19 protein-coding genes and 1 pseudogene are annotated in these 20,263 nt (G+C 61.7%); 9 read left to right on the top strand and 11 right to left on the bottom strand.

Annotation, left to right across the window (positions count from 1 at the left end; genetic code table 11):
• Positions 1-183 precede the first annotated feature (183 nt).
• Positions 184-711, top strand: a complete 528-nt coding sequence (locus UB23_RS19600; protein WP_045060954.1) for a sigma-70 family RNA polymerase sigma factor — start codon at positions 184-186, stop codon at positions 709-711.
• On the top strand, positions 708-1,427 hold the full coding sequence (locus UB23_RS19595) for an anti-sigma factor (RefSeq protein ID WP_045060953.1): 720 nt from the start codon (positions 708-710) through the stop codon (positions 1,425-1,427). Before UB23_RS19600 ends, UB23_RS19595 begins: the two co-directional genes overlap by 4 nt.
• Before the next feature lie 63 nt (positions 1,428-1,490).
• Here the strand turns inward: UB23_RS19595 and UB23_RS19590 are convergent, their stop codons facing one another.
• A complete protein-coding gene (locus UB23_RS19590; RefSeq protein WP_045060952.1) occupies positions 1,491-2,582 on the bottom strand; it encodes a DUF1615 domain-containing protein in 1,092 nt (363 codons plus the stop codon).
• A gap of 291 nt (positions 2,583-2,873) precedes the next feature.
• Here UB23_RS19590 and UB23_RS19585 point away from each other — a divergent pair, with 291 nt between their 5' ends.
• A complete protein-coding gene (locus tag UB23_RS19585) occupies positions 2,874-4,409 on the top strand; it encodes an FAD-dependent oxidoreductase (protein ID WP_045060951.1) in 1,536 nt (511 codons plus the stop codon).
• 62 nt (positions 4,410-4,471) lie between these two features.
• On the opposite strand, the gene hemB is transcribed toward UB23_RS19585, so the two are convergent.
• From hemB to UB23_RS19570, 3 genes are all read right to left on the bottom strand, one after another.
• The gene (gene hemB / locus UB23_RS19580; RefSeq protein WP_045060950.1) at positions 4,472-5,446 is read right to left on the bottom strand and encodes a porphobilinogen synthase; all 975 of its coding nucleotides are present in this window, start codon (positions 5,444-5,446) and stop codon (positions 4,472-4,474) included.
• Positions 5,447-5,576: 130 nt separating this feature from the next.
• Positions 5,577-6,419: a PhzF family phenazine biosynthesis protein gene (locus UB23_RS19575; RefSeq protein ID WP_045060949.1), complete on the bottom strand. Its 843-nt coding sequence runs from the start codon at positions 6,417-6,419 to the stop codon at positions 5,577-5,579.
• Positions 6,420-6,446: 27 nt separating this feature from the next.
• A complete protein-coding gene (locus tag UB23_RS19570) occupies positions 6,447-7,145 on the bottom strand; it encodes a glutathione binding-like protein (RefSeq protein WP_045060948.1) in 699 nt (232 codons plus the stop codon).
• A gap of 362 nt (positions 7,146-7,507) precedes the next feature.
• Between UB23_RS19570 and UB23_RS19565 the strand changes: the two genes are divergently transcribed.
• Positions 7,508-8,179 carry a hypothetical protein gene (locus UB23_RS19565; RefSeq protein WP_045060947.1) on the top strand — a complete coding sequence of 224 codons (672 nt, stop codon included), beginning with the start codon at positions 7,508-7,510 and terminating at the stop codon, positions 8,177-8,179.
• A 66-nt stretch (positions 8,180-8,245) separates the two neighbouring features.
• Positions 8,246-9,301: a permease gene (locus UB23_RS19560; RefSeq protein WP_045060946.1), complete on the top strand. Its 1,056-nt coding sequence runs from the start codon at positions 8,246-8,248 to the stop codon at positions 9,299-9,301.
• A 44-nt stretch (positions 9,302-9,345) separates the two neighbouring features.
• Here the strand turns inward: UB23_RS19560 and mnmH are convergent, their stop codons facing one another.
• Both mnmH and selD read right to left on the bottom strand, forming a co-directional pair.
• On the bottom strand, positions 9,346-10,449 hold the full coding sequence (mnmH, locus tag UB23_RS19555) for a tRNA 2-selenouridine(34) synthase MnmH (RefSeq protein WP_045060945.1): 1,104 nt from the start codon (positions 10,447-10,449) through the stop codon (positions 9,346-9,348).
• The gene (gene selD / locus UB23_RS19550) at positions 10,449-11,483 is read right to left on the bottom strand and encodes a selenide, water dikinase SelD (RefSeq protein ID WP_045060944.1); all 1,035 of its coding nucleotides are present in this window, start codon (positions 11,481-11,483) and stop codon (positions 10,449-10,451) included. Before selD ends, mnmH begins: the two co-directional genes overlap by 1 nt.
• Before the next feature lie 230 nt (positions 11,484-11,713).
• Between selD and UB23_RS19545 the strand changes: the two genes are divergently transcribed.
• A complete protein-coding gene (locus UB23_RS19545; protein ID WP_045060943.1) occupies positions 11,714-11,941 on the top strand; it encodes a DUF6555 family protein in 228 nt (75 codons plus the stop codon).
• Positions 11,942-12,025: 84 nt separating this feature from the next.
• Here UB23_RS19545 and UB23_RS28745 read toward each other — a convergent pair whose 3' ends face one another.
• From UB23_RS28745 to UB23_RS19535, 3 genes are all read right to left on the bottom strand, one after another.
• Positions 12,026-12,193: a metallothionein gene (locus UB23_RS28745; RefSeq protein WP_082069219.1), complete on the bottom strand. Its 168-nt coding sequence runs from the start codon at positions 12,191-12,193 to the stop codon at positions 12,026-12,028.
• A gap of 82 nt (positions 12,194-12,275) precedes the next feature.
• On the bottom strand, positions 12,276-12,728 hold the full coding sequence (locus UB23_RS19540) for a DMT family transporter (protein ID WP_045060942.1): 453 nt from the start codon (positions 12,726-12,728) through the stop codon (positions 12,276-12,278).
• A gap of 2 nt (positions 12,729-12,730) precedes the next feature.
• Entirely contained in the window at positions 12,731-13,216 is a 486-nt protein-coding gene (locus UB23_RS19535) for a DMT family transporter (RefSeq protein WP_045060941.1), read from the bottom strand.
• A 216-nt stretch (positions 13,217-13,432) separates the two neighbouring features.
• On the opposite strand from UB23_RS19535, the gene UB23_RS19530 reads away from it, so the two are divergent.
• Entirely contained in the window at positions 13,433-14,368 is a 936-nt protein-coding gene (locus UB23_RS19530) for a LysR family transcriptional regulator (protein WP_045060940.1), read from the top strand.
• 112 nt (positions 14,369-14,480) lie between these two features.
• Here UB23_RS19530 and UB23_RS19525 read toward each other — a convergent pair whose 3' ends face one another.
• Complete coding sequence (locus tag UB23_RS19525; RefSeq protein ID WP_045060939.1) at positions 14,481-16,163, bottom strand: methyl-accepting chemotaxis protein; 1,683 nt, start codon at positions 16,161-16,163, stop codon at positions 14,481-14,483.
• Between the two features lie 191 nt (positions 16,164-16,354).
• Positions 16,355-17,671 carry a Na+/H+ antiporter family protein gene (locus UB23_RS19520; protein ID WP_177328578.1) on the bottom strand — a complete coding sequence of 439 codons (1,317 nt, stop codon included), beginning with the start codon at positions 17,669-17,671 and terminating at the stop codon, positions 16,355-16,357.
• A gap of 325 nt (positions 17,672-17,996) precedes the next feature.
• Between UB23_RS19520 and UB23_RS30855 the strand changes: the two are divergent.
• Both UB23_RS30855 and UB23_RS30850 read left to right on the top strand, forming a co-directional pair.
• A pseudogene (locus tag UB23_RS30855) lies at positions 17,997-19,286 on the top strand (HAMP domain-containing protein); the annotation flags it as partial.
• A gap of 102 nt (positions 19,287-19,388) precedes the next feature.
• Positions 19,389-20,144: a methyl-accepting chemotaxis protein gene (locus tag UB23_RS30850; protein ID WP_412072549.1), complete on the top strand. Its 756-nt coding sequence runs from the start codon at positions 19,389-19,391 to the stop codon at positions 20,142-20,144.
• Positions 20,145-20,263: the final 119 nt, after the last annotated feature.

Here is a 20,263-nt window from a genome sequence, read left to right as displayed (position 1 = left end):
CTGTAGCAGCTGTAGCAGCTGTGGCAGCTGTGGCAGCTGTGGCAGCAAGGCTTGCCCTCGATGGCTTTCGGTCAGCAGACACAACATTTGCTGACAGAAAACCATCGCGGGCAAGCCTTGCGCCTACAGGGGGTATGTTTGTTTGCTAGATTGCATGCCAGGTCCCAACAATGGCTGAGCACAGTGTCCTTGCCCGAACCCTTATTCGATTACGAAGCACATCTGGCCGCCTGCGGGCGAGGCGATCGGCAGGCCTTGCGCGATTTATACGTGCAGGAGAGTTCGCGCCTGCTGGGCGTGGCCAAGCGCCTGGTACGCGACACCGCGCTGGCCGAAGATATTGTCCACGATGCATTTCTGAAAATCTGGAACGGTGCCGCGCGATTCGATCCCGCGCGAGGTTCGGCGCGGGGCTGGATGTACAGCGTAACGCGGCACCTGGCGTTGAATTTCCTGCGCGACCATCGGCGCGAAAGCCACGACGAGACCGAAGTGCCGGACGTTACCGAAGCTTTCGATGACCAGGCCGATTCCGGACGCATCCATCACTGCCTGGAGCAATTGGAACCGGCACGGCGCACTTGCATCGTGCATGCGTACGTCGACGGTTATTCCCACGCCGAGATATCACACAAGCTCGGCACCCCGCTGGGCACGGTCAAAGCCTGGATCAAGCGCAGCCTGACGGCGTTGCGGGAGTGCATGGGATGATCAGCAGACCTTTGAACGAAACCCCTGAAGAGCGCGACGAACTGGCCAGCGAGTATGTACTGGGCACGCTCTCGGGCGAGTTGCGAGCTCAGGTGCGCCTGCGCCTGGAGGACGACGCCGAGTTGCGCACGGCGGTCGACAGCTGGGAACGTCGCCTGCTCGGCTTGACCGACCTCGTCGAGCCGGTGCTTCCTTCTACCCAATTGTGGCCGCGAATTGAGCGCAGTGTGCAGGTCCTGGAGCCCAAGCACCGGTTACCTGCCGCGCGCGCGCCCTCCTGGTGGAACCTGCTGCCCTTATGGCGCGGGCTGGCCGGTGCCGGGCTGGCGGCCAGCCTGCTGCTCGGTGCATTGCTGTTGACGCAGACCACGGCCAAGCCGACCTACCTGGTGGTGTTGGTCGGCCCTCAGGACAAGGCGCCGGGCTGGGTCGTCCAGGCGAGCAACCCAAGGGAGCTGCAATTGATTCCGCTGGGGGTGGTTGAAGTTCCAGCCGACAAGGCGCTGGAATTCTGGACCAAGGCAGACGGTTGGCAAGGGCCGGTATCCCTGGGTCTGGTCAAACCGGGGCAAACCCTGTCGGTGCCGCTGGATAAACTGCCGCCACTGGTTCCTGATCAACTGTTCGAGCTGACCCTGGAGAACCCCAATGGCTCGCCAATCGGCAAGCCGACCGGGCCGATTCAGTTCATCGGCCGGGCAGTGAAGGTCATTTGATTGAATTTACCCTGGGCCGTCTGATGCAAACAAACGCCCGCTCCCACTGAGGCCTGGGCCCGCTCAGCGGGCTCGGGCCATGCAACGCTGATAGCGCTCATCCACCCGCTTGGCGAACCAGGCGGTGGTGAGTTTTCGGGTAATTTTCGGGCTTTGCAGAACGATTCCCGGCAATACCGCCCGGGGCAATGACCGGCCTTCAGCCTGCTCCGCCAATTCGAACACCCGCTGATACAGTTTCGTTTCCTCGAACTCCAGGCTCTTACCCTTGTCCAGTTGAGCGCGGATGGTCGGATTGCGCATGTCCAGTTGCTTGCCAAGGCTGCGCACGGCCAGCTCGGTGGTGCCCGGCATGATTGCGTCGTAGCGCACCAGATCACCGTCCAGCGCCAGCGGGATGCCAGATGCGCGACTTACGGCATTCTGAAAGGCTGCATTGCGACTGGCGTACCAGCCGGCGTTGAAATCGGCAAAGCGGTACAGGGGCTGTTCGTAGCTCACCGGGTAACCCAGCAGGTGGGCGATGCCGAAATACATGCCGCCGCGACGAGTGAACACTTCACGGCGAATCGTGCCCTCGACCGGATACGGGTACTGTCGCGCATGCTGTTCGGCGAAATCGATGCTGACCTGCATCGGCCCACCGGTATGCACCGGGTTGAATCCGCCGAACAGCGTCTGCCCCATTGGTACCATGCCGATGAAATCATCGAAGATCGCGCTTAGCTCCTTTTCACTGCGTGCGGCATTGAGCCGCGTGCTGTAGCTCTTGCCGTTGGGCGAGTTGACCTGCAGCGCGCCACTGACCAGCAGGCGGGGGATATGCACCTTGGCGGCCCGGCGGTCGATTTCTTCACGGGCGATCTTGCCTAGCCCGGGCACTGGCGGGTCCACTTGGAACGTCGACTCCTGCTCGGTGACGGCGAGCACCGAGCAGAGGTTTTGCGTGCTCGGATAAATGCCCTGCGCGGCGAATGCGGCATAGATGTCCGTGGCCCAGCCCTGGCGATCGGCTGTTTTTGCCGGCAACAGGCGCACCAGTTCAGCCTTGACCTCTGCGGGCTTGCGCGCAGGCGGTTCCGGTGTCCTTTGCGTGGCGCAACCGGCGAGTACCAGTAGCGCGGTGACGCTTGTGATCAATCGATTGGCTTGCATGGTGTTCCATCAGATTCTTCGGGACGGTTAACCATACGATCAATGGCATGGCGCAGGCTATGACTCTTGCCGCCGCTAACTGTTCCCCCGCCTAAACCGGGTGTGATTTGCGCGGGATCTGCATGCAATCCGGGTAGGAGCTGTCGAGAGAAACGAGGCTGCGATCTTTTGATCGGAACGCCGTCCCCAGCAGGCATGCTTTTACCAGAGGGCTTTTTCCGTTGGGCAGGCCGTCTGGACGCGGTTTCGAGCTGGACCATACTTGAGCAACACGGCGAGGAGACCAGCCCCATGAATCGAAGCGATGTGCTGATTGTCGGCGCCGGCCCCACTGGACTGGTACTGGCGCTGTGGTTGAGCAAACTGGGGATTCGGGTGCGGATCATCGACAAGACCTCGGCGCCCGGCACGACCTCCCGGGCGTTGGCGGTGCAGGCGCGCACCCTTGAACTGTATCGCCAGCTCGACCTCGCCGACGCCGTGGTGCAGAGCGGTCATCGCGTTGCCGCGGCGAATTTCTGGGTCAAGGGCGGGCCTGTCGCGCGCTTGCCCCTGACGGCCGTCGGCGAAGGGCTCACGCCCTACTCTTTCCTGGAAATATATCCCCAGGACCAGCACGAGCGACTATTGATAACCCGCCTCGAAGCCTTTGGAATCAAGGTTGAACGCAGTACCGAACTTGAAAGTTTCGAGGAAACCGGCGACGGCGTCAGTGCGCAATTGCGCTTGCCGGACGGCCAGCAGGAAATTTGCCAGGCGTGTTACCTGGCCGGGTGTGATGGCGCCCGATCGATCGTGCGCAAGGCCCTCGATACCGATTTTCCCGGCGGCACCTACCAGCAGATTTTCTACGTGGCCGATGTGCATGCCAGCGGCGAGGCCCTCAATGGTGAATTGCACGTGGACCTGGATGAGGCCGACTTCCTTGCGGTGTTTCCCATGGCCGAGCAAGGTCGCGCGCGTCTGATCGGCACAGTGCGCGATGAGCGCGCCGAACAGTCGGAAAACCTGCGGTTCGAGGATGTCAGCAATCACGCGATCCAGAGCATGAACGTGCAGATCGAGCGGGTGAACTGGTTCTCGACCTACCGCGTGCATCATCGGGTGGCGGATCACTTTCGCACCGGTCGCGCGTTTCTGCTGGGGGACGCCGCCCACGTCCACAGTCCGGTCGGCGGCCAGGGCATGAACACCGGGATCGGTGACGCCATCAACCTGGCGTGGAAACTCGCCGCCGTGTTGAGTGGCGGTGCCGAAACGCGGTTGCTCGACAGTTATGAACCGGAACGCATCGCTTTTGCCCGCAAACTGGTCGCCACCACCGACCGGGTATTCAGTTTGGTCACCGCCCAAGGCCCCATGGCCGACCTGCTGCGCACCCGCCTGGCGCCGTTGCTCATTCCGAAAATGGCCGCGTTCGAAACATCCCGCGAATTTCTGTTTCGCACGGTTTCGCAGATCACTCTGAATTACCGGACGATGGCATTGAGTGCAGGCGTAGCCGGGCATGTCCATGGCGGGGATCGACTGCCTTGGGCGCACGATGGCGAAGGCGACAATTATGAATCGCTCAAGCAGCCGGTCTGGCAGGTGCATGTGTATGGCGACACCAGCGACGAAATGATCGCCTGGTGCCTGGAGCATCACCTGCCGTTGCAGGTATTTGCCTGGCGGCCTGCGTTCGAACCGGCGGGCCTTGGACGTAACGGGTTCTACCTGTTACGACCGGATACCTATGTGGCGATCGCCGAGAACAGCTCGGATCCGAAGGTGATCGAACGCTATTTCCGTGATCACGGGATTCGTACGTTTTTCACCAACCCCTGACACCCCACACAACAAACATGTGGGAGCGGGCTTGCCCGCTGCCACAGGCAGGTTGCTGTTGGTTAGATCCCGGCCAGCGCCAGGTCCATCGCGAAGTAAGTGAAAATCAGATCGGCACCGGCGCGTTTGATCGCCCCAAGGCTTTCGCGGACCACCCGGTCTTCGTCAATGGCCCCGGCCTGGGCGCCGAACTTGATCATCGCGTATTCGCCGCTGACCTGGTACGCCGCCAGCGGCAGGCGCGAGGCCTCGCGGATGTCGCGGATGATGTCCAGGTACGCGCCGGCCGGCTTGACCATCAGCGCATCCGCGCCTTCCTGCTCGTCCAGCAACGACTCGCGCACCGCTTCGCGGCGGTTCATCGGGTTCATCTGGTAGCTCTTGCGATCGCCCTTGAGGGCACTGCCACCGGCTTCACGAAACGGGCCATAAAGCGCCGAAGCGAACTTGGTCGAATAGGCCATGATCGGCGTGTGGGTGAAACCGGCGGCATCCAGCGCCCGGCGAATCGCCTGGACCTGCCCGTCCATCGCCGCGGAAGGAGCGATCACATCGGCACCGGCCTGGGCTGCGGCAACGGCCTGCCGGCCGAGGTTGACCAGGGTCTGATCGTTGTCGACTTCATGGTTGTGCATGACCCCGCAGTGGCCGTGGTCGGTGTACTCGCAGAAGCAGGTGTCGGACATCACGATCATGTCCGGCACTGCATCCTTGGCGATGCGCGACATGCGCGACACCAGCCCGTTTTCGTTCCAGGTATCGCTGCCGTTGCTGTCCAGGTGGTGGGACACGCCGAACGTCATCACCGAACGGATGCCGGCACGGGCGTAGCGCTCGATCTCGCCGGCAAGTTTAGATTCGGGAATGCGCATCACGCCCGGCATGCTCTTGATCGGCACGAAGTCGTCGATTTCTTCCTCGACGAAGATCGGTAGCACCAGGTCATCGAGACTGAACTCGGTTTCCTGGAACAGGCTGCGCAGGCTCGCATTGCGGCGCAGACGGCGTGGACGTGCTTCGGGGAACTGACTGGACATGGAGGTTCCTGGGACAAGACAAAAGTCGTAGGGGGCGAAAGCTTATGCGTTGTGCGGCGTACCGCACAAACGCTTGTTGACCAAGAGTGCGTTACCGGTCCGGCAATAATCACCAGACGGCACGGTCGGTCTAGAGGGTCAAAGTGCCGCTGATGCAGGTCACGACGGGGCCGCCGACCCAGATTTCGTCGCCCACTTGCTCGACCTGGATGCGCCCGGCGCGACCCATGGTCACACCCTGGCTGACCACATAGCTCGGCGGTGCCAGCCCTTCCATGAGTAGCCACTGCGCCAGCCCGGCATTCAGGCTGCCGGTGGCCGGGTCTTCAGGCATGCCGTCGCCGCTGATAAATGCACGCACTTCGAACTGCGCGGCATCGCCATCGCGTGCCGGCTGCCAAGGCGCAACGACCCCGACCGCGAGGCCGAGCATTTGCCCATGGTCGGGCTGCAGGTCCAGCACCTGCCGGCGATCCGCCAGCATCACCGCCAGCCAGCCGGCGCCATTATCGACCCACTGACTGCGCAGGATCGCGCCGCGCTCCAGGCCCAACCCCAGACGCACCCGTTCTACAATCCCGGCATCCACCGGCCCGGTCCTGATCAGCGGCGGCGCCAGGAAGGCCAGCTCCGCGCCCTGGCGACGAATGCGCACAAGCCCGACTCCGCACTCCTGAATCACCTCCTCGGCCATGGGCACGCCGCCGGCTTCCAGCCAGGCATGACAAGTCCCCAGGGTCGGATGACCGGCGAATGGCAGCTCCTTGAGCGTGGTGAAGATCCGCACCCGGTAGTCGGCCCGCGGGTCACGGGGCTGGAGGATGAAGGTGGTCTCGCTGAGGTTGGTCCAGGCGGCAAACGCCGCCATCCGCTCGTCGCTCAGTTCATCAGCAGCGAACACCACCGCCAGCGGATTGCCCTTGAGCGGGCTGCGGCTGAACACATCTACCTGCTTGAAATCAAATGAATGCATGGCCTTTCCCTGGTCTTGTTGAATGGACTACTTCGGAATTTCCAGCCCGCGCATGACTGCCGGCCGCGCCAGGAAGCGCTCAAGCACCCGCGTCACGTTTTTGAAGTCGTTGATGCCTACCAGGTCGCCCGCTTCATAGAAGCCGATCAGGTTGCGCACCCAGGGGAACGTGGCGATGTCGGCAATGGTGTAGCGATCGCCCATGATCCAGTCCCGCCCTTGCAGCCGGGTATCGAGCACCTTGAGCAGGCGCTTGCTTTCGTCCACATAACGACCCAGTGGGCGTTTGTCCTCGTAGTCCTTGCCGGCGAATTTATTGAAGAAGCCAAGCTGGCCGAACATCGGCCCGATGCCTCCCATCTGGAACATCAGCCACTGGATCGTCTCGTAGCGTGCCGCCGATTCCTGGGCCAGTAACTGCCCGCTCTTGTCGGCGAGGTAGATCAGAATCGCCCCGGACTCGAACAGCGCCAAGGGTTGATCGGCCGGACCATGGGGATCGAGGATCGCCGGAATCTTGTTGTTAGAGCTCAGCGAAATGAACTCCGGGGACAGTTGGTCATTGGTTTCGAAGCTGACGCGATGGGGCTCGTAGGGCAGTCCGATCTCTTCGAGCATGATCGAGACCTTGACCCCATTGGGTGTCGGCAGGGAATACAGCTGGATCCATTCAGGGTACTGGGCCGGCCATTTTTGCGTGATGGGGAACGCGGACAAATCAGTCATGGGAGCATCCAAAGGAAGATGTAAGCCGATCATAATCCGTAGGGGCTGCCGAAGGCTGCGATCTTTTGATCGTGATCCTGATTTTTCAAGGTTGCTGAACATCAAGAGCAAAAGATCGCAGCCTCCGGCAGCTGCGACGACAAGTTGTAACATCCTGTCGGTAACTTTTCCTACATCCGAGAAAGCATCCCGGTAGAGTGCGGCGCACCTGTCGGGATCGAACCAAATGGGCTTCAGGCACTCTGATCCTTGCCCCTTCGGAAACGGACCGGCTCAACGACATGGAAATCACCCGACGCTGGAAGCTCGCGGTGTAAAGGTTTGTCAGCCTTAACCGAATGCGCTGAAGAACCCCTTATTCGATGAAATTCTTGAAATTTGCCAATCGCTTCAAGCATCGCGCCTATCTTTTTCTGCCGGCACTGCTCGCCACCAGTGCGGTGTTCCTGTCGCTGGAATCCAGTGAAAGCCGCGCCCAGCCCGCTGACGGTACCCAGACCCTGGTGTTCCTGCGCCATGCGGAAAAACCCGAGGGCGGCCTGGGCCAGCTCAACTGCCAGGGCCTCAATCGCGCCATTGACCTGGCGACCCTGCTCCCGGAAAAATTCGGCAAGGCCGACTATGTGTTTGCGGCCAACCCGACCCGCAATGTCGAGGAAGGCGAGCTGGATAACTCCTACAGCTACATCCGTCCCCTGATGACCATCAGCCCGAGTGCGATCAAGCTCGGCCTGCCGGTGAACATCAACTTCTCGGCCAACGATACCAGCGACCTGGCCGACGAACTGCTCCATGACAAGTACCACAACTCGGTCATCTACACCGCCTGGTCCCATGGCTACCTGCCTGAGCTGATCAACAAGGTGGCGGGCGACGCCCTGGGCAAGAAGCAGAAGATTACCGAAGACTGGGAATCGAGCGATTACGACTCGTTGTATGTGCTGACCCTGACCTGGCACAACGGCAAGGCCAGCCTGGAAAGCCACACCTACAAGCAAGGCCTGGATAACGGTCGCGAGACCTGCCCAACGTAAGTGCCTGCGCCGGGAGGAGGAGCTGGGCTATCATGAACCCTTTCCTTCTTGCCCCGGAACCTCCCCATGTCACTCTCATCCACAGCTGCCCCCTCCAGGGGCTGGTCGTTCTGGTGGAAACCTGCGCTTTTTGTCCTGGTCGCCTGTGTTGGCCTGTATTACGTCAAATGGTCGCCCTACTACGCCAAGGCTTTCCTCGCCGCTGACAACCACAGCATCGGCGCCTCCATCCTCAACGACGCCCAGACCGCTCCCCTGGCCGCTGCACTGACCTATGCCAAGGTGTATTTCCTGGCGATCTGGAAAGCTGCAGTGCTGGCCGTGATTCTCGGCTCGTTGCTGCAGGTGTTGATCCCCCGCGACTGGCTGCTTCGCCTGTTCGGCCGCGCCGGTTTTGCCTCGACCTTGCGCGGCGGCCTGTTCGCCCTGCCGGGCATGATGTGTTCATGCTGCGCGGCACCGGTAGCGGCCAGCATGCGTCGCTCCAATGTGTCGGTCGGCGCCGCGCTGGCGTTCTGGATCGGCAATCCGGTGCTCAACCCGGCCACGCTGGTGTTCATGGGCTTCGTGCTGGGTTGGGGCTTTACGGCGCTGCGCCTGGTGGCGGGTATCGTGCTGGTGTTTGGCGTGTCCTGGGTGGCGCAGCGCATGTCCGGCCCTCAGGTGCTGCCTGAAGCGGCTGTGGAAGCAGTGAGTGAAGCGAGCACGGTGGATGTGCAACCGTTCCTGGTGCGCTGGGGCCGCACGCTCTGGCAATTGTTCTGGAGCACTATCCCGATTTACATCCTGGCAGTGCTGGTGCTCGGCGCAGTGCGGGTCTGGGTGTTTCCGCACATCGATGGCGCCACGGCCAACGGCGTGATGTGGCTGGTGCCGTTGGCGATCATCGGCACTTTGTTCGTGATTCCAACGGCAGCGGAAATCCCCATCGTGCAAACCATGATGACCCTCGGCATGGGCACCGCCCCCGCCGTTGCGCTGCTGATGACCCTGCCGAGCATCAGCCTGCCGTCGCTGCTGATGCTGCGCAAGGATTTCGATGCGAGGGTGCTGGTGAGTGTGGCGCTGATGACCATGGGGATTGGTGTGGTTAGCGGGTTGATTGGGGCGGCTTTGCTGTAGATTTTGTGGCGCCCGTGAGGGCGCCATCGCGGGCTCAGGTAACATCATCCCCGCTGAACAGCACGCTCCAGCAGATACTCGAGCACCGCATCCCGCTCCCCGGCAAACTCGATTCGCGCGCCCTTTTTCTCGCGCTGGAACGCATACATCGGGTCGTAATACTCGCTCAACAAGCCCTCGATCCAGGCCCGGTGCAGGTCCACCGAGCCGCTGCGTGCCTGTTCCGCCAACGCATCCTCCATCAACAGCAGCATGCGCCGGTGCCGTTCGCCACCCAGGCGTTTTTGCACATTATTGAGGCTTTCCAGCAACCGCTCGGAGAACAGCGCAAACCCGACTTCGCCATGCACAGTGATGAATTCCGCGCACAGGTCCACCACGTAATCGCGCAGGATCCGCTCGACCCGCCCTTGCAGGCTGTCTTCCAGCCAGACCATCGGATACTGCTGCATGCCCTGGAACAACGGCAGCGGCAAGGCGCAGCTGCCGACCGTGCGGCTCTCGTCTTCCAATACGAAGCGCTCGATGCCAACCGCACGTTTTTTCAAGATGTCCACGGCCAGGCGGTTTTCAAAATCGATGTTGGAGGGCTGGTCAGTGGCGCGTTTGCCGAAACTGGAGCCGCGGTGATTGGCATGGCCTTCCAGGTCCAGACCGTTGCTCAACTGCGTGAGCACCTCGGTCTTGCCGGTACCGGTCATGCCGCCCAGCAACACGAAATCACACTGCGTCACTGCCTGGTCGACCGTGTCCAGCAGGAACGAGCGCATGGCCTTGTAGCCGCCACCGACTCGTGGGTACTCGATGCCCGCCTCGTCCTTGAGCCACTGCTGCACAAGCTGCGAGCGCAAGCCACCGCGAAAACAGTACAGATAACCTTCAGGATGGGCCTGGGCAAAATCGGCCCAGGCCTGGATACGTTCGGCCTTGATCGCACCGGACACCAGTTGGTGCCCGAGGGTGATCGCTGCCTCCTGCCCATGTTGCTTGTAACAGGTGCCGATGCGCTGGCGCTCGTGGTCATTCATCAGCGGCAGGTTGACCGCGCCGGGAAACGAGCCCTTGGCGAATTCCACCGGCGCACGAGCATCGAGCATGGGTCGGTCGTTGAGGAAAATGGCGCGGTAGTCGGTGCAGTCGATTGGCATCAGAACACCTCGACCGCATGGGTCTGTCGCTCAACCAGCTCACCGATGGGCTCAAGGGTCAGTCCCAGTTCGGCGGCCACGCTCAGAAACTGCGGGTTGCCTGCCGGAGTGACCGCTATCAGCAGGCCGCCGCTGGTTTGCGGGTCGCACAGCACACGCTTGTGCAGTTCCTGCAGACGTCCCAGTTTGCTGGCATAGCTGTCGAAATTGCGCAGGGTGCCGCCGGGTACGCAACCTTGTTCGAGGTAGTACTCGACCCCGGCCAGGCGCGGCACGCGGTCGTACTCGATACGCGCGGTCAGGTGGCTGCCGTCGGCCATTTCCACCAGGTGCCCGAGCAGGCCGAACCCGGTGACGTCGGTCATCGCGGTCACGCCCTCAAGCTTGCCGAAACGGCTGCCAGGCTTGTTCAGGGTGCACATCCAGTCGCGGGCCAGGCCGATATCGGCATGGCGCAACTTGCCCTTTTTCTCGGCGGTGGTGAGGATGCCGATCCCCAGGGGTTTGGTGAGGTACAACAGGCATCCGGCGGTCGCGGTGTCGTTGCGTTTCATGTGGCGTTTTTCCACCAGCCCGGTCACGGCCAGGCCGAAAATCGGCTCGGGCGCGTCGATGGAGTGCCCGCCGGCCAAGGGAATGCCTGCTTCATCACAGATCGAGCGACCGCCACGAATCACCTCCCGGGCGATTTCCGGGGCCAGCACGTTGACCGGCCAGCCGAGAATGGCGATTGCCATCAGCGGATCGCCGCCCATGGCGTAGATGTCGCTGATGGCGTTGGTGGCGGCGATGCGACCGAAGTCGAACGGGTCATCGACGATCGGCATGAAGAAGTCGGTGGTCGAGACCACCCCACGTTCTTCGTCGATGGCATAGACCGCCGCATCATCACGCGAGGCATTGCCGACCCACAGATTCGGGTCCAGGTTCTGCGCCCCGCTGCCTGCCAGGATCACTTCCAGCACCTGGGGGGAAATCTTGCAGCCGCATCCTGCGCCGTGGCTGTATTGGGTCAGACGAATCGGCTCGCTCATGGGGGGCACCTTGTGAAGTCAGGTCGACAATCGTACAGCAATCACCTGGACGATCAGAGCCGGCCTGTGATCTTTGGGCCTTCAGGCCAAAAAACCACCGTGCAGGTTCCCTCAGCTATAGTCAGTTTCAGGTTGGGGGCCCATCCCAACTCGCTGCCGTCTGACAATCCGACTGAATTTTCCGGCCCGCCCATGATCCTTCTAATACCACAGGGAGAATCACGGGCTTTATGAACAACGCAAAATTATTCGTCATTGAGTACACCCTTCATGGCGCCCCCAAGTCTTTCATTATCCGTCTGGACAAGATGGACAACGCAGAGGCTTGGCATTGGGCAAGCTGTGACGCCGGTGTGGGTCGGATCCCGCGCTTTGGCCGGGAGAAGGTGCAGAAGACCAGCAAACCGATGGCCGAGAAATTCGGCGTCGAGAACGTGACCTGGCGGCCGGCTGGCTGACCCGCGAAGCATGGTTTGCCCAAAACAACAGTGGAGCCTGAAAAGGCTCCACTTTGTTTGGGTGACCGGTTATTGGGTGACCGGTTAACTGTGCGCGCACTTGCAGCCTTTGGATGAACACTCTTCGCCATGCTCGTGGTGCTTGGCGCACGCTTCGCAGCAGTAATGCTTGCCGTGTCGAGCGATCGGGTGCTCACCCAGCTCGCAATTGCATTTGGGGCAGTCGCAGGTATCGGTCCTGGTTACGGTCATGGTCTTGACTCCATCGTTATGGTCGTCCGGATGCAGCGGATGCCCACCCGTGATTACAGTGTAGGACCATCAACCATCGACGTTACGCCTGCCGCGTATTACTGCGATACATGAACACCAGCGCCAGCGCCAGGCACACCATCGCCAGGATCCGGCTGCCCGACAACTCGATTGCCGGGTTGCCCAGCCAGCCGAAATTGTCGATCAGCATGCCCATGCCCAACTGCCCGACGATAACCGCCACAGTGGCGACAGCCGCCCCTACCCGTGGCACTGCGCCGACCATCACCATCATGTAGACCACGCCGAAGAGGGCGCCGCTGAGCTGCCATTTCGGCACGTCGAGCAGACTCACCGCATGGGCCGGTTCGAAGAACAGGATCAGCAGGCCGGTGACCACAGCGCCGACCACGAAGGTCAACAGACTGCTGCGCAACACGCCCACCGTTTCACCCAGGCGTCCATTGATCGCCGCCTGCACACTCAACACCGCACCGGCCGCTACGACCACCGCCAACAAAATAAACAGACTCATCATCAACCCCTGGCAATCAGAACAAGTGCGGCAACAATCAACACCAACGCCAGCCAGCGTTCACCGTTGACCTTTTTGCGCGTTGCGCCGAACCAGCCGAAATGGTCGATCAGCACGCTTTTACCGACCTGCCCTGAAAGAATCGCGATCATCGTCATGGCGATGCCGATATGCGGCGTGGCCAGCGTCAATACGATCACGTACACGGGGCCCAGGAAACCGCCGATCAGTTGCCAGCGCGGCAAGGTGTTCAACGCCGGCCCCTGTTGCGGGCCGCTCATCAACAGCAGCAGAAACAAGATGGCCGAGCCAACGCCAAAGATGCTCAAGGTCGCCCACAGATGCCCGACCTGAACCCCCAGCGGCCCCAGCAACCCGGCCTCCACGGAAAGCCCCATGCCGGCCAGGATCACCAGCGGCAACAGCAGCAGCCGTAGCCCCGGTTTGGTGGCAGGCGTCGCAGCGACCTGTTCGATTGAAGATTGCATAAAGATAACCTGTGGTCAGTTAACACAAACCCATGTGGGCGCGAGCCTGCTCGCGAAAACGCTGCTCGGGTCGGCAACAAGCGGGTGAGCGATGATTTCGCGGGCAGACTTGCGCCCCACGGGCGAAGGAGGCGTGCATTATCGGCTGGCTTCCCTTTGCAATAAATGGGAGCATCCGGACAACACTTTTGCGCATTACGCACAGCAGGATTGATCATGCAGGGTCTCAACGAATTTGGATTCAAGGCGCTCAGGCTGTTTGTCGCGGTGCTGGACCATGGCAGTTTCTCTGAAGTCGCCCGTCGCGAAGGCCTGGCACCCTCCTCCATTTCGCGGCAGATCCAGCTGATGGAACAGGCCCTGAGCCAACAACTGCTGTACCGCCACACGCGCGCCGTCACCCCTACCGAGGCCGGGCGCATGCTGGGGCACCATGCGCGGTTGGTGCTGGTGCAGCTCGAGGAAGCCGAACAGGCGCTGCAGGAGCAGCGAAGCGAGCCGAGTGGACTGGTTCGGATAAACGCCCCGGTGGTCTTCGGGCAACGGCACCTGACGCCCTGGCTTGGCCAGTTGTGCGAGCGCTACCCGAAGCTGCAACTGGATATCCAGCAGACCGACAGCTACGTCGATCCGCTGCAGGAAGGTGCCGACCTGCTGTTCCGCATCGGCCCCCTGCACGACTCGAGCATGCAGGCGCGAATTCTGGCGCCCCATCGTTTCCAGGTGGCGGCCAGCCCGGCGTATCTTAAGCGTCGCGGCACCCCGAGGCGTCCCGACGAGCTCGTCGCCCATCAGTGTCTGGCCTACAAAGGCGTGGCCGGTCAGCAGCGCTGGTTCTTCCGCAAAGATCAGCAGGACTGGGTGGCTTACTCGGTGAAGGGGCCAATCACCGGCAACCATGCCGACACTCTCACTCAAGCGGCGGAACAGGGCCTGGGGCTGGTGATGTTTCCGTCATGGCTGATTGGCGAAGCGGTGCGTAACGGCACGCTGGTGCCCGTGCTGGAGGAGTATCAGGTATCCAATAGCCTGGAACCGCAGCAGATCGCCGTCCTGTGGCCCGGTAGCCGACGGTTGTCGGTAAAGGTCAGGACGGTGATCGATTTTTTTGTCGAATGCTTCGGGGCGGTGCCGTACTGGGACCGACCGTAGCTGGCGAGGCAGGCAGTGCGCTATGGCACCATCCTGGAGCAGGCAAGCTGCCCCCCTCGCCACAGGAGCTCAATTGCCACAGACGTGTAAAGGCCACCAAAAACGTCAGGCGTCAGATACGGAACTGCCCAACCAGTCCGCCCAACCGTTGCCCCAGGTCTGCGAGGCTACGGGTGGTTTGTGCGCCGAGCTGGGTTTCGTCAGCGACGCTGTCCACGGCTGCCGCAATCTGATGCACGCTGCGGTTGATCTCTTCGGCCACGGCCGTCTGCTCTTCGGCGGCGCTGGCGATCTGCGCGTTCATCGAGTTGATCGTGCCAATCAACTGCGCCATCGCATCCAGCGAAGCGCCCGCCTCGTTGGCCTGGGCGCTGGTGCCGTCGCCGGCCTCACTGGAGCGACGCATCGCCTCAACCGCTGACTGCGTGCCCGCCTGCAAACGGTCGATCATGCCCTGGATTTCCTGGGTGCTGATTTGCGTGCGACTGGCCAGCGCCCGCACTTCGTCCGCCACCACAGCAAAGCCGCGGCCCGCCTCGCCGGCGCGAGCCGCTTCGATCGCGGCATTGAGGGCCAGCAGGTTGGTCTGGTCAGCAATCGAGCGAATCACCCCGAGCACGCTGACAATCGACGACACGTCCTGCTGCAAACTGTCCAGCGACACGCCGCTGCTGCGAATGTCGTCCACCAGTGCATGAATCTTCACGATGCTGCCAGCCACTACCCGCTTGGCCGCCTGGCCCTCTTCATCCGTCTGCTGAGCCGCTACCGCAGCGTTCTGCGCGCTTTTGGCAACTTCCTGGGCCGCCGCCGACATTTCATTGATCGCCGTGGCCACCTGATCGGTCTCGTGACGCTGGCGCTCCATCGCCTGGTCCGAACGCTGGGCCTGAGCGGATACCTGAGTCACCAGGCCGGTCAGCTGCGAAGTCATTTCAGTGATCTGGCGCACCAGCCCATGGATCTTGTCGACAAAACGATTGAACGAGCCCGCCAGTTCGCCAAGTTCATCCTGGCTGGTAATGGTCAGGCGGCGAGTCAGGTCACCCTCGCCTGCCGCGATGTCATCGAGGTTGGCCTTCATCAGGTGCAGTGGACGCAAGATCGTGTTGGACAGCAACACGCCAGCAGCGGCGATCACCAGCAAGACCACGGCAGCGATGCCGACAATGCTCCACACCACCCCTTCCATGCGCGCCTGTACCTTGGCCTCGACCAGCGCCACCTGCGCCTCAATGCCGTCGAGATTCACCGACGTACCCACCGCCATGTCCCATTTGGCCAGGTACTCGGTGTAACCAAGCTTGGGCACCAGCACCTGGGTGTTGCCCGGCAACGGTGAACTGTATTGCAGGTAATGGGTGCCGTCCTTCGCGACTTTCACCAGGTCGCGGTTGACGTACACGCCGTTCGGGTCGCGGTTGTCCTTGAAGCTCTGGCCGACGCCTTCCGGGCTGTTGGCCTTGAACAGGCGCACGGTGTTGGAGTCATAGCCGAAGAAATAGCCGTCCTTGCCATAGCTGATGCTCGACAGCAATTTGATCGCCTGGGCCCGCGCGCCATCGTCGCCGGGGGCGGCGGCTTCGTAGAGAGGTTTGATCGTGGACACGGCCACGGCCACGTAGCTTTGCAAGGTGGCCTTGGCGTCAGAGAGCAGGCGTTGCCGGGTTTCCTCCACTTCGTTGCGCGCCTGTTGCTGCAGGATAAACAGCGTGGTCAGACTGATGACCAGCGCAAAGAGCAGCACCGGGAGGACGGCGAGGGACAGGACTTTAGCCTTGAGGCTCATGCGCATGACATTCACTCTTTTGATTTATTGGCGTGCCTGGAAGCTTTAACGGCACGCCGGAGCAAAAGTTGAATATCACCCACTGTAGGCGTGAGCCTGCTCGCGATAGCGGAGTGTCAGCCAACATCAATGCTGAAAGTCAGGCCGTCATCGCGAGCAGGCTCACTCTCACAGGGGAGATCAGTGAGGCGTGGGGATCACAACACCATCGCCGCCACCCAGCCGAAGGCCAGCAGCGGCAGGTTGTAGTGCAGGAAAGTCGGCACCACAGTGTCCCAGATATGGTGATGCTGGCCATCGACGTTCAAGCCGGAGGTCGGGCCGAGGGTCGAATCGGAGGCTGGGGAGCCCGCATCCCCGAGTGCACCTGCAGTGCCGACGATGCACACGATCGCCAGCGGGCTGAAGCCCAGCTGCACGCACAGTGGCACGAAAATCACCGCCAGGATCGGCACCGTCGAGAACGACGACCCGATGCCCATGGTCACCAGCAACCCCACCAGTAACATCAACAAGGCACCAATGGCCTTGCTGTGACCGATCCAGGAAGCGGCGGTTACGACCAGCGACTGCACATCTCCAGTGGCCTTGATCACTTCGCCAAACCCCGAGGCGGCGATCATGATGAAGCCGATCATCGCCATCATCTTCATGCCTTCGGTGAACAGATCGTCGGTATCACGCCACTTCACAATTCCCGACACCGAGAAAATCAGAAACCCTGCCAGGGCGCCAATGATCATCGAGTCGAGCAGCAGCTGGATCACGAACGCGGCGATGATCGCCAGGCCCGCGACCATCAGGCTCAGCGGGTTGTATTGCACCGCCACCTGCTCGACCTGCTCGATCTTGCCCAGGTCGTAGACGCGCTTCTTGCGGTAGCTGAAAAACGCAATCGCCAGGCCAAACACCATGCCCAGCGCCGGGATACCCATCGCGTGGGTGACATTGATGCCGCTGATATCAACGCCGCTGCGGGCGACGTTGGCCAGCAGGATCTCGTTGAGGAAGATGTTGCCAAAGCCCACCGGCAGGAACATGTACGGCGTGATCAGCCCGAAGGTCATGACGCAGGCGATCAACCGTCGATCCAGTTGCAGCTTGGTCAGCACGTACAAAAGCGGCGGCACCAGCAACGGAATAAAGGCGATATGTATCGGCAAGATGTTTTGCGAGGCGATGGCCACGACCCCCAGCAGGCCGATCAGCAACCATTTGACCCGGCCGCCACTGCTGGCGTGCTGGCGATCAACCATGGCCAGCGCCTTGTCTGCCAGGGCATGGGCCATCCCCGACTTGGCAATCGCCACCGCGAACGCCCCCAGCAAGGCATAGGACAGCGCAACGGTAGCCCCGCCCCCAAGGCCGCTGTTGAACGCTTTAAGCGTGGCGTCGATGCCCAGGCCGCCGGTCAGGCCACCGACCAGCGCGCCCACGATTAGCGCGATCACTACGTGTACGCGGGACAGGCTGAGTATCAGCATGACGCCGACCGCAGCAATTACTGCATTAATCATCGTTACCTCAAGGCAAGCAGAATGAGCTCAGCCGGCAGTCTGCGAAGAGCCGCCAGCGGATTTTAGAACGGGTTTTATTAGAGGGCGCGCACTGTGCCGCAGCACTGCCAGCTTGTCAAAGCCAACACGATCCCGTACGAGCTGCCGCAGGCTGCGATCTTTTGAGCTTCTGGCGTCATCAAGAACATTGAAAATCAAAAGATCGCAGCCTTCGGCAGCTCCTACCGGGTGAAATTCGATATTCGGTAAACACCATCAAGAATCCCGAGTAACGGCCGCTACAGTACCAAGCCGCAGATATTTATCGAATAAGGACGTCTCCATGTCGCTCAGACAACTTTCCATTCAATGGAAAATCACCCTGCTGGCCGGGCTTTGCCTGGCGGGTATCGTGACCCTGCTGGTGGGTCTTTCGCTGTATCGCATGGAGCACAGTTCCGCCTTGGTGAAGGCCTCGAGCACGGAGATGCTCAATGAAGCCGCCCAGGCACGTATTCAATCCCAGGGTGAAAACCAGGCGCTGGTCATTCGCCAGCAGTTCATGGACGCCTACCAATACGGCCATGGCTTCTCGCGCCAGGTGCTGTTCCTGCGCGACCAGGCGGAAAAGCGCTTCCTCGACGCCTTCGACCTGCGCGAAGACCTGACCCGCCAGGTCAAGTCGGCACTGCAGGCCAACCCGGAACTGCTCGGCCTGTCACTGGTGTTCGAAGTCAATGCCCTGGACGGCAAAGACGAACTGTTCGCCGGCCAGGCCGAGCTGGGCAGCAACGACAAGGGCCGCTTCGCCCTGTACTGGTCGCAGCCCACTCCGGGCCAGGTAACGTCCATGGCGTTGCCGGAAAGCGACATGGCCGACACCAATGCCGGCCCCAGCGGCGAACCGGCCAACGCCTGGTTCACCTGCCCGCGCACCTCGCTCAAGCCGTGCGTCATCGAGCCGTACTTCTACAAGATCGACGGCCAGGACGTGTTGATGACCAGCATCGTCTTTCCGCTGATGGTCAACGGCAAGGTCATCGCTTCGCTGTCGGTGGACATCAACCTCAACAGCCTGCAATCAATCAGCCAGGCGGCGAGCAAGAAGCTCTACGACGGCCAGACCCACGTCAGCATCATCAGCCCGGTCGGCCTGCTGGCCGGCTACAGCCCGGACTCGAGCAAACTCAGCCAGCGCCTGGACAGTGTCGACAAGAGCAGCGGCGCCGAGCTGATTCGTTTGCTGGCGACCAGCGACAAGACAGCCAGCCTGCACAGCGACCAACAGCTCAAGGTGCTCGCACCCTTCGAGCCGATCCCCGGTGGCAAATCCTGGGGCGTGCTGCTGCAAGTGCCGGAAAAAGTCCTGGTCGGTCCTGCCGAAGCCCTGGAACGACAACTCGATGAGAGCAACACCACTGGCACCCTGGTTGAACTGGGCCTGGGCGTGCTGGCCGCGTTGATCGGCCTGCTGCTGGTGTGGCTGATGGCCCGCAGTGTGACCAAACCGATCCTCGGGGTGGCGCGCATGCTCGAAGACATCGCCAGCGGCGAAGGCGACCTGACCCGCCGACTGGCCTACGACAAGCAGGACGAACTGGGCCAGTTGGCCGGCTGGTTCAACCGCTTCCTGGACAAGCTGCAGCCAATCATCGCCGAAGTGAAACGCTCGGTGCAGGATGCGCGCAGCACGGCTGACCAATCCTCCGCGATCGCCACTCAAACCAGCGCCGGCATGGAGCAGCAGTATCGCCAGGTGGACCAGGTTGCCACCGCGTCCCACGAAATGAGCGCCACCGCCCAGGACGTCGCCCGCAGTGCAGCGCAAGCCGCCCAGGCCGCCCGCGACGCGGACCATGCGACTCGCCGTGGCCTGACCGTGATCGACCAGACCACCACCAGCATCGACAACCTTGCCGCCGACATGAGTGCGGCGATGGTGCAGGTCGAAGGCCTGGCAGCCAACAGCGAGAAAATCGGCTCGGTGCTGGAAGTGATTCGCGCCATCGCCGAACAAACCAACCTGCTGGCCTTGAACGCCGCCATCGAAGCCGCTCGCGCGGGTGAAGCCGGTCGCGGCTTTGCCGTAGTGGCCGATGAGGTGCGCAACCTGGCGCGACGTACCCAGGAGTCGGTCGAGGAAACCCGCCTGGTGATCGAGCAGCTGCAAAGCGGTACACAGGAGGTGGTGGGCTCGATGAGCAACAGCCATCGCCAGGCCCAGGGCAGCGTCGAGCAGGTTGGCCAGGCCGTGACCGCCCTGCGCCAGATCGGCGAAGCGGTGACGGTGATCAGCGACATGAACCTGCAGATCGCCAGTGCGGCGGAAGAACAGAGCGCCGTGGCTGAAGAGATCAACAACAACGTGGCGACGATTCGCGACGTCACGGAGTCGCTGTCGGGGCAGGCGAATGAGTCGGCGCGGGTCAGCCAGTCACTCAACAGCCTGGCGAATCAGCAGCAGAGCCTGATGGATCAGTTTCGCGTGTGAGCCACTCCACAGCGCACGGGTGAGCCAATGTGCAAGAGCCAATGTGGGAGCGAGCCTGCTCGCGATAGCAGAGTGTCAGGCAACTAGATGTCGACTGACACACCGCTATGGCGAGCAGG

Origin of the sequence: Pseudomonas sp. ES3-33 (assembly GCF_000952175.1) — a bacterium.
Classification (GTDB): Bacteria; Pseudomonadota; Gammaproteobacteria; order Pseudomonadales; family Pseudomonadaceae; genus Aquipseudomonas; species Aquipseudomonas gregormendelii.
This window is presented reverse-complemented; position numbering and strand designations above follow the sequence as displayed.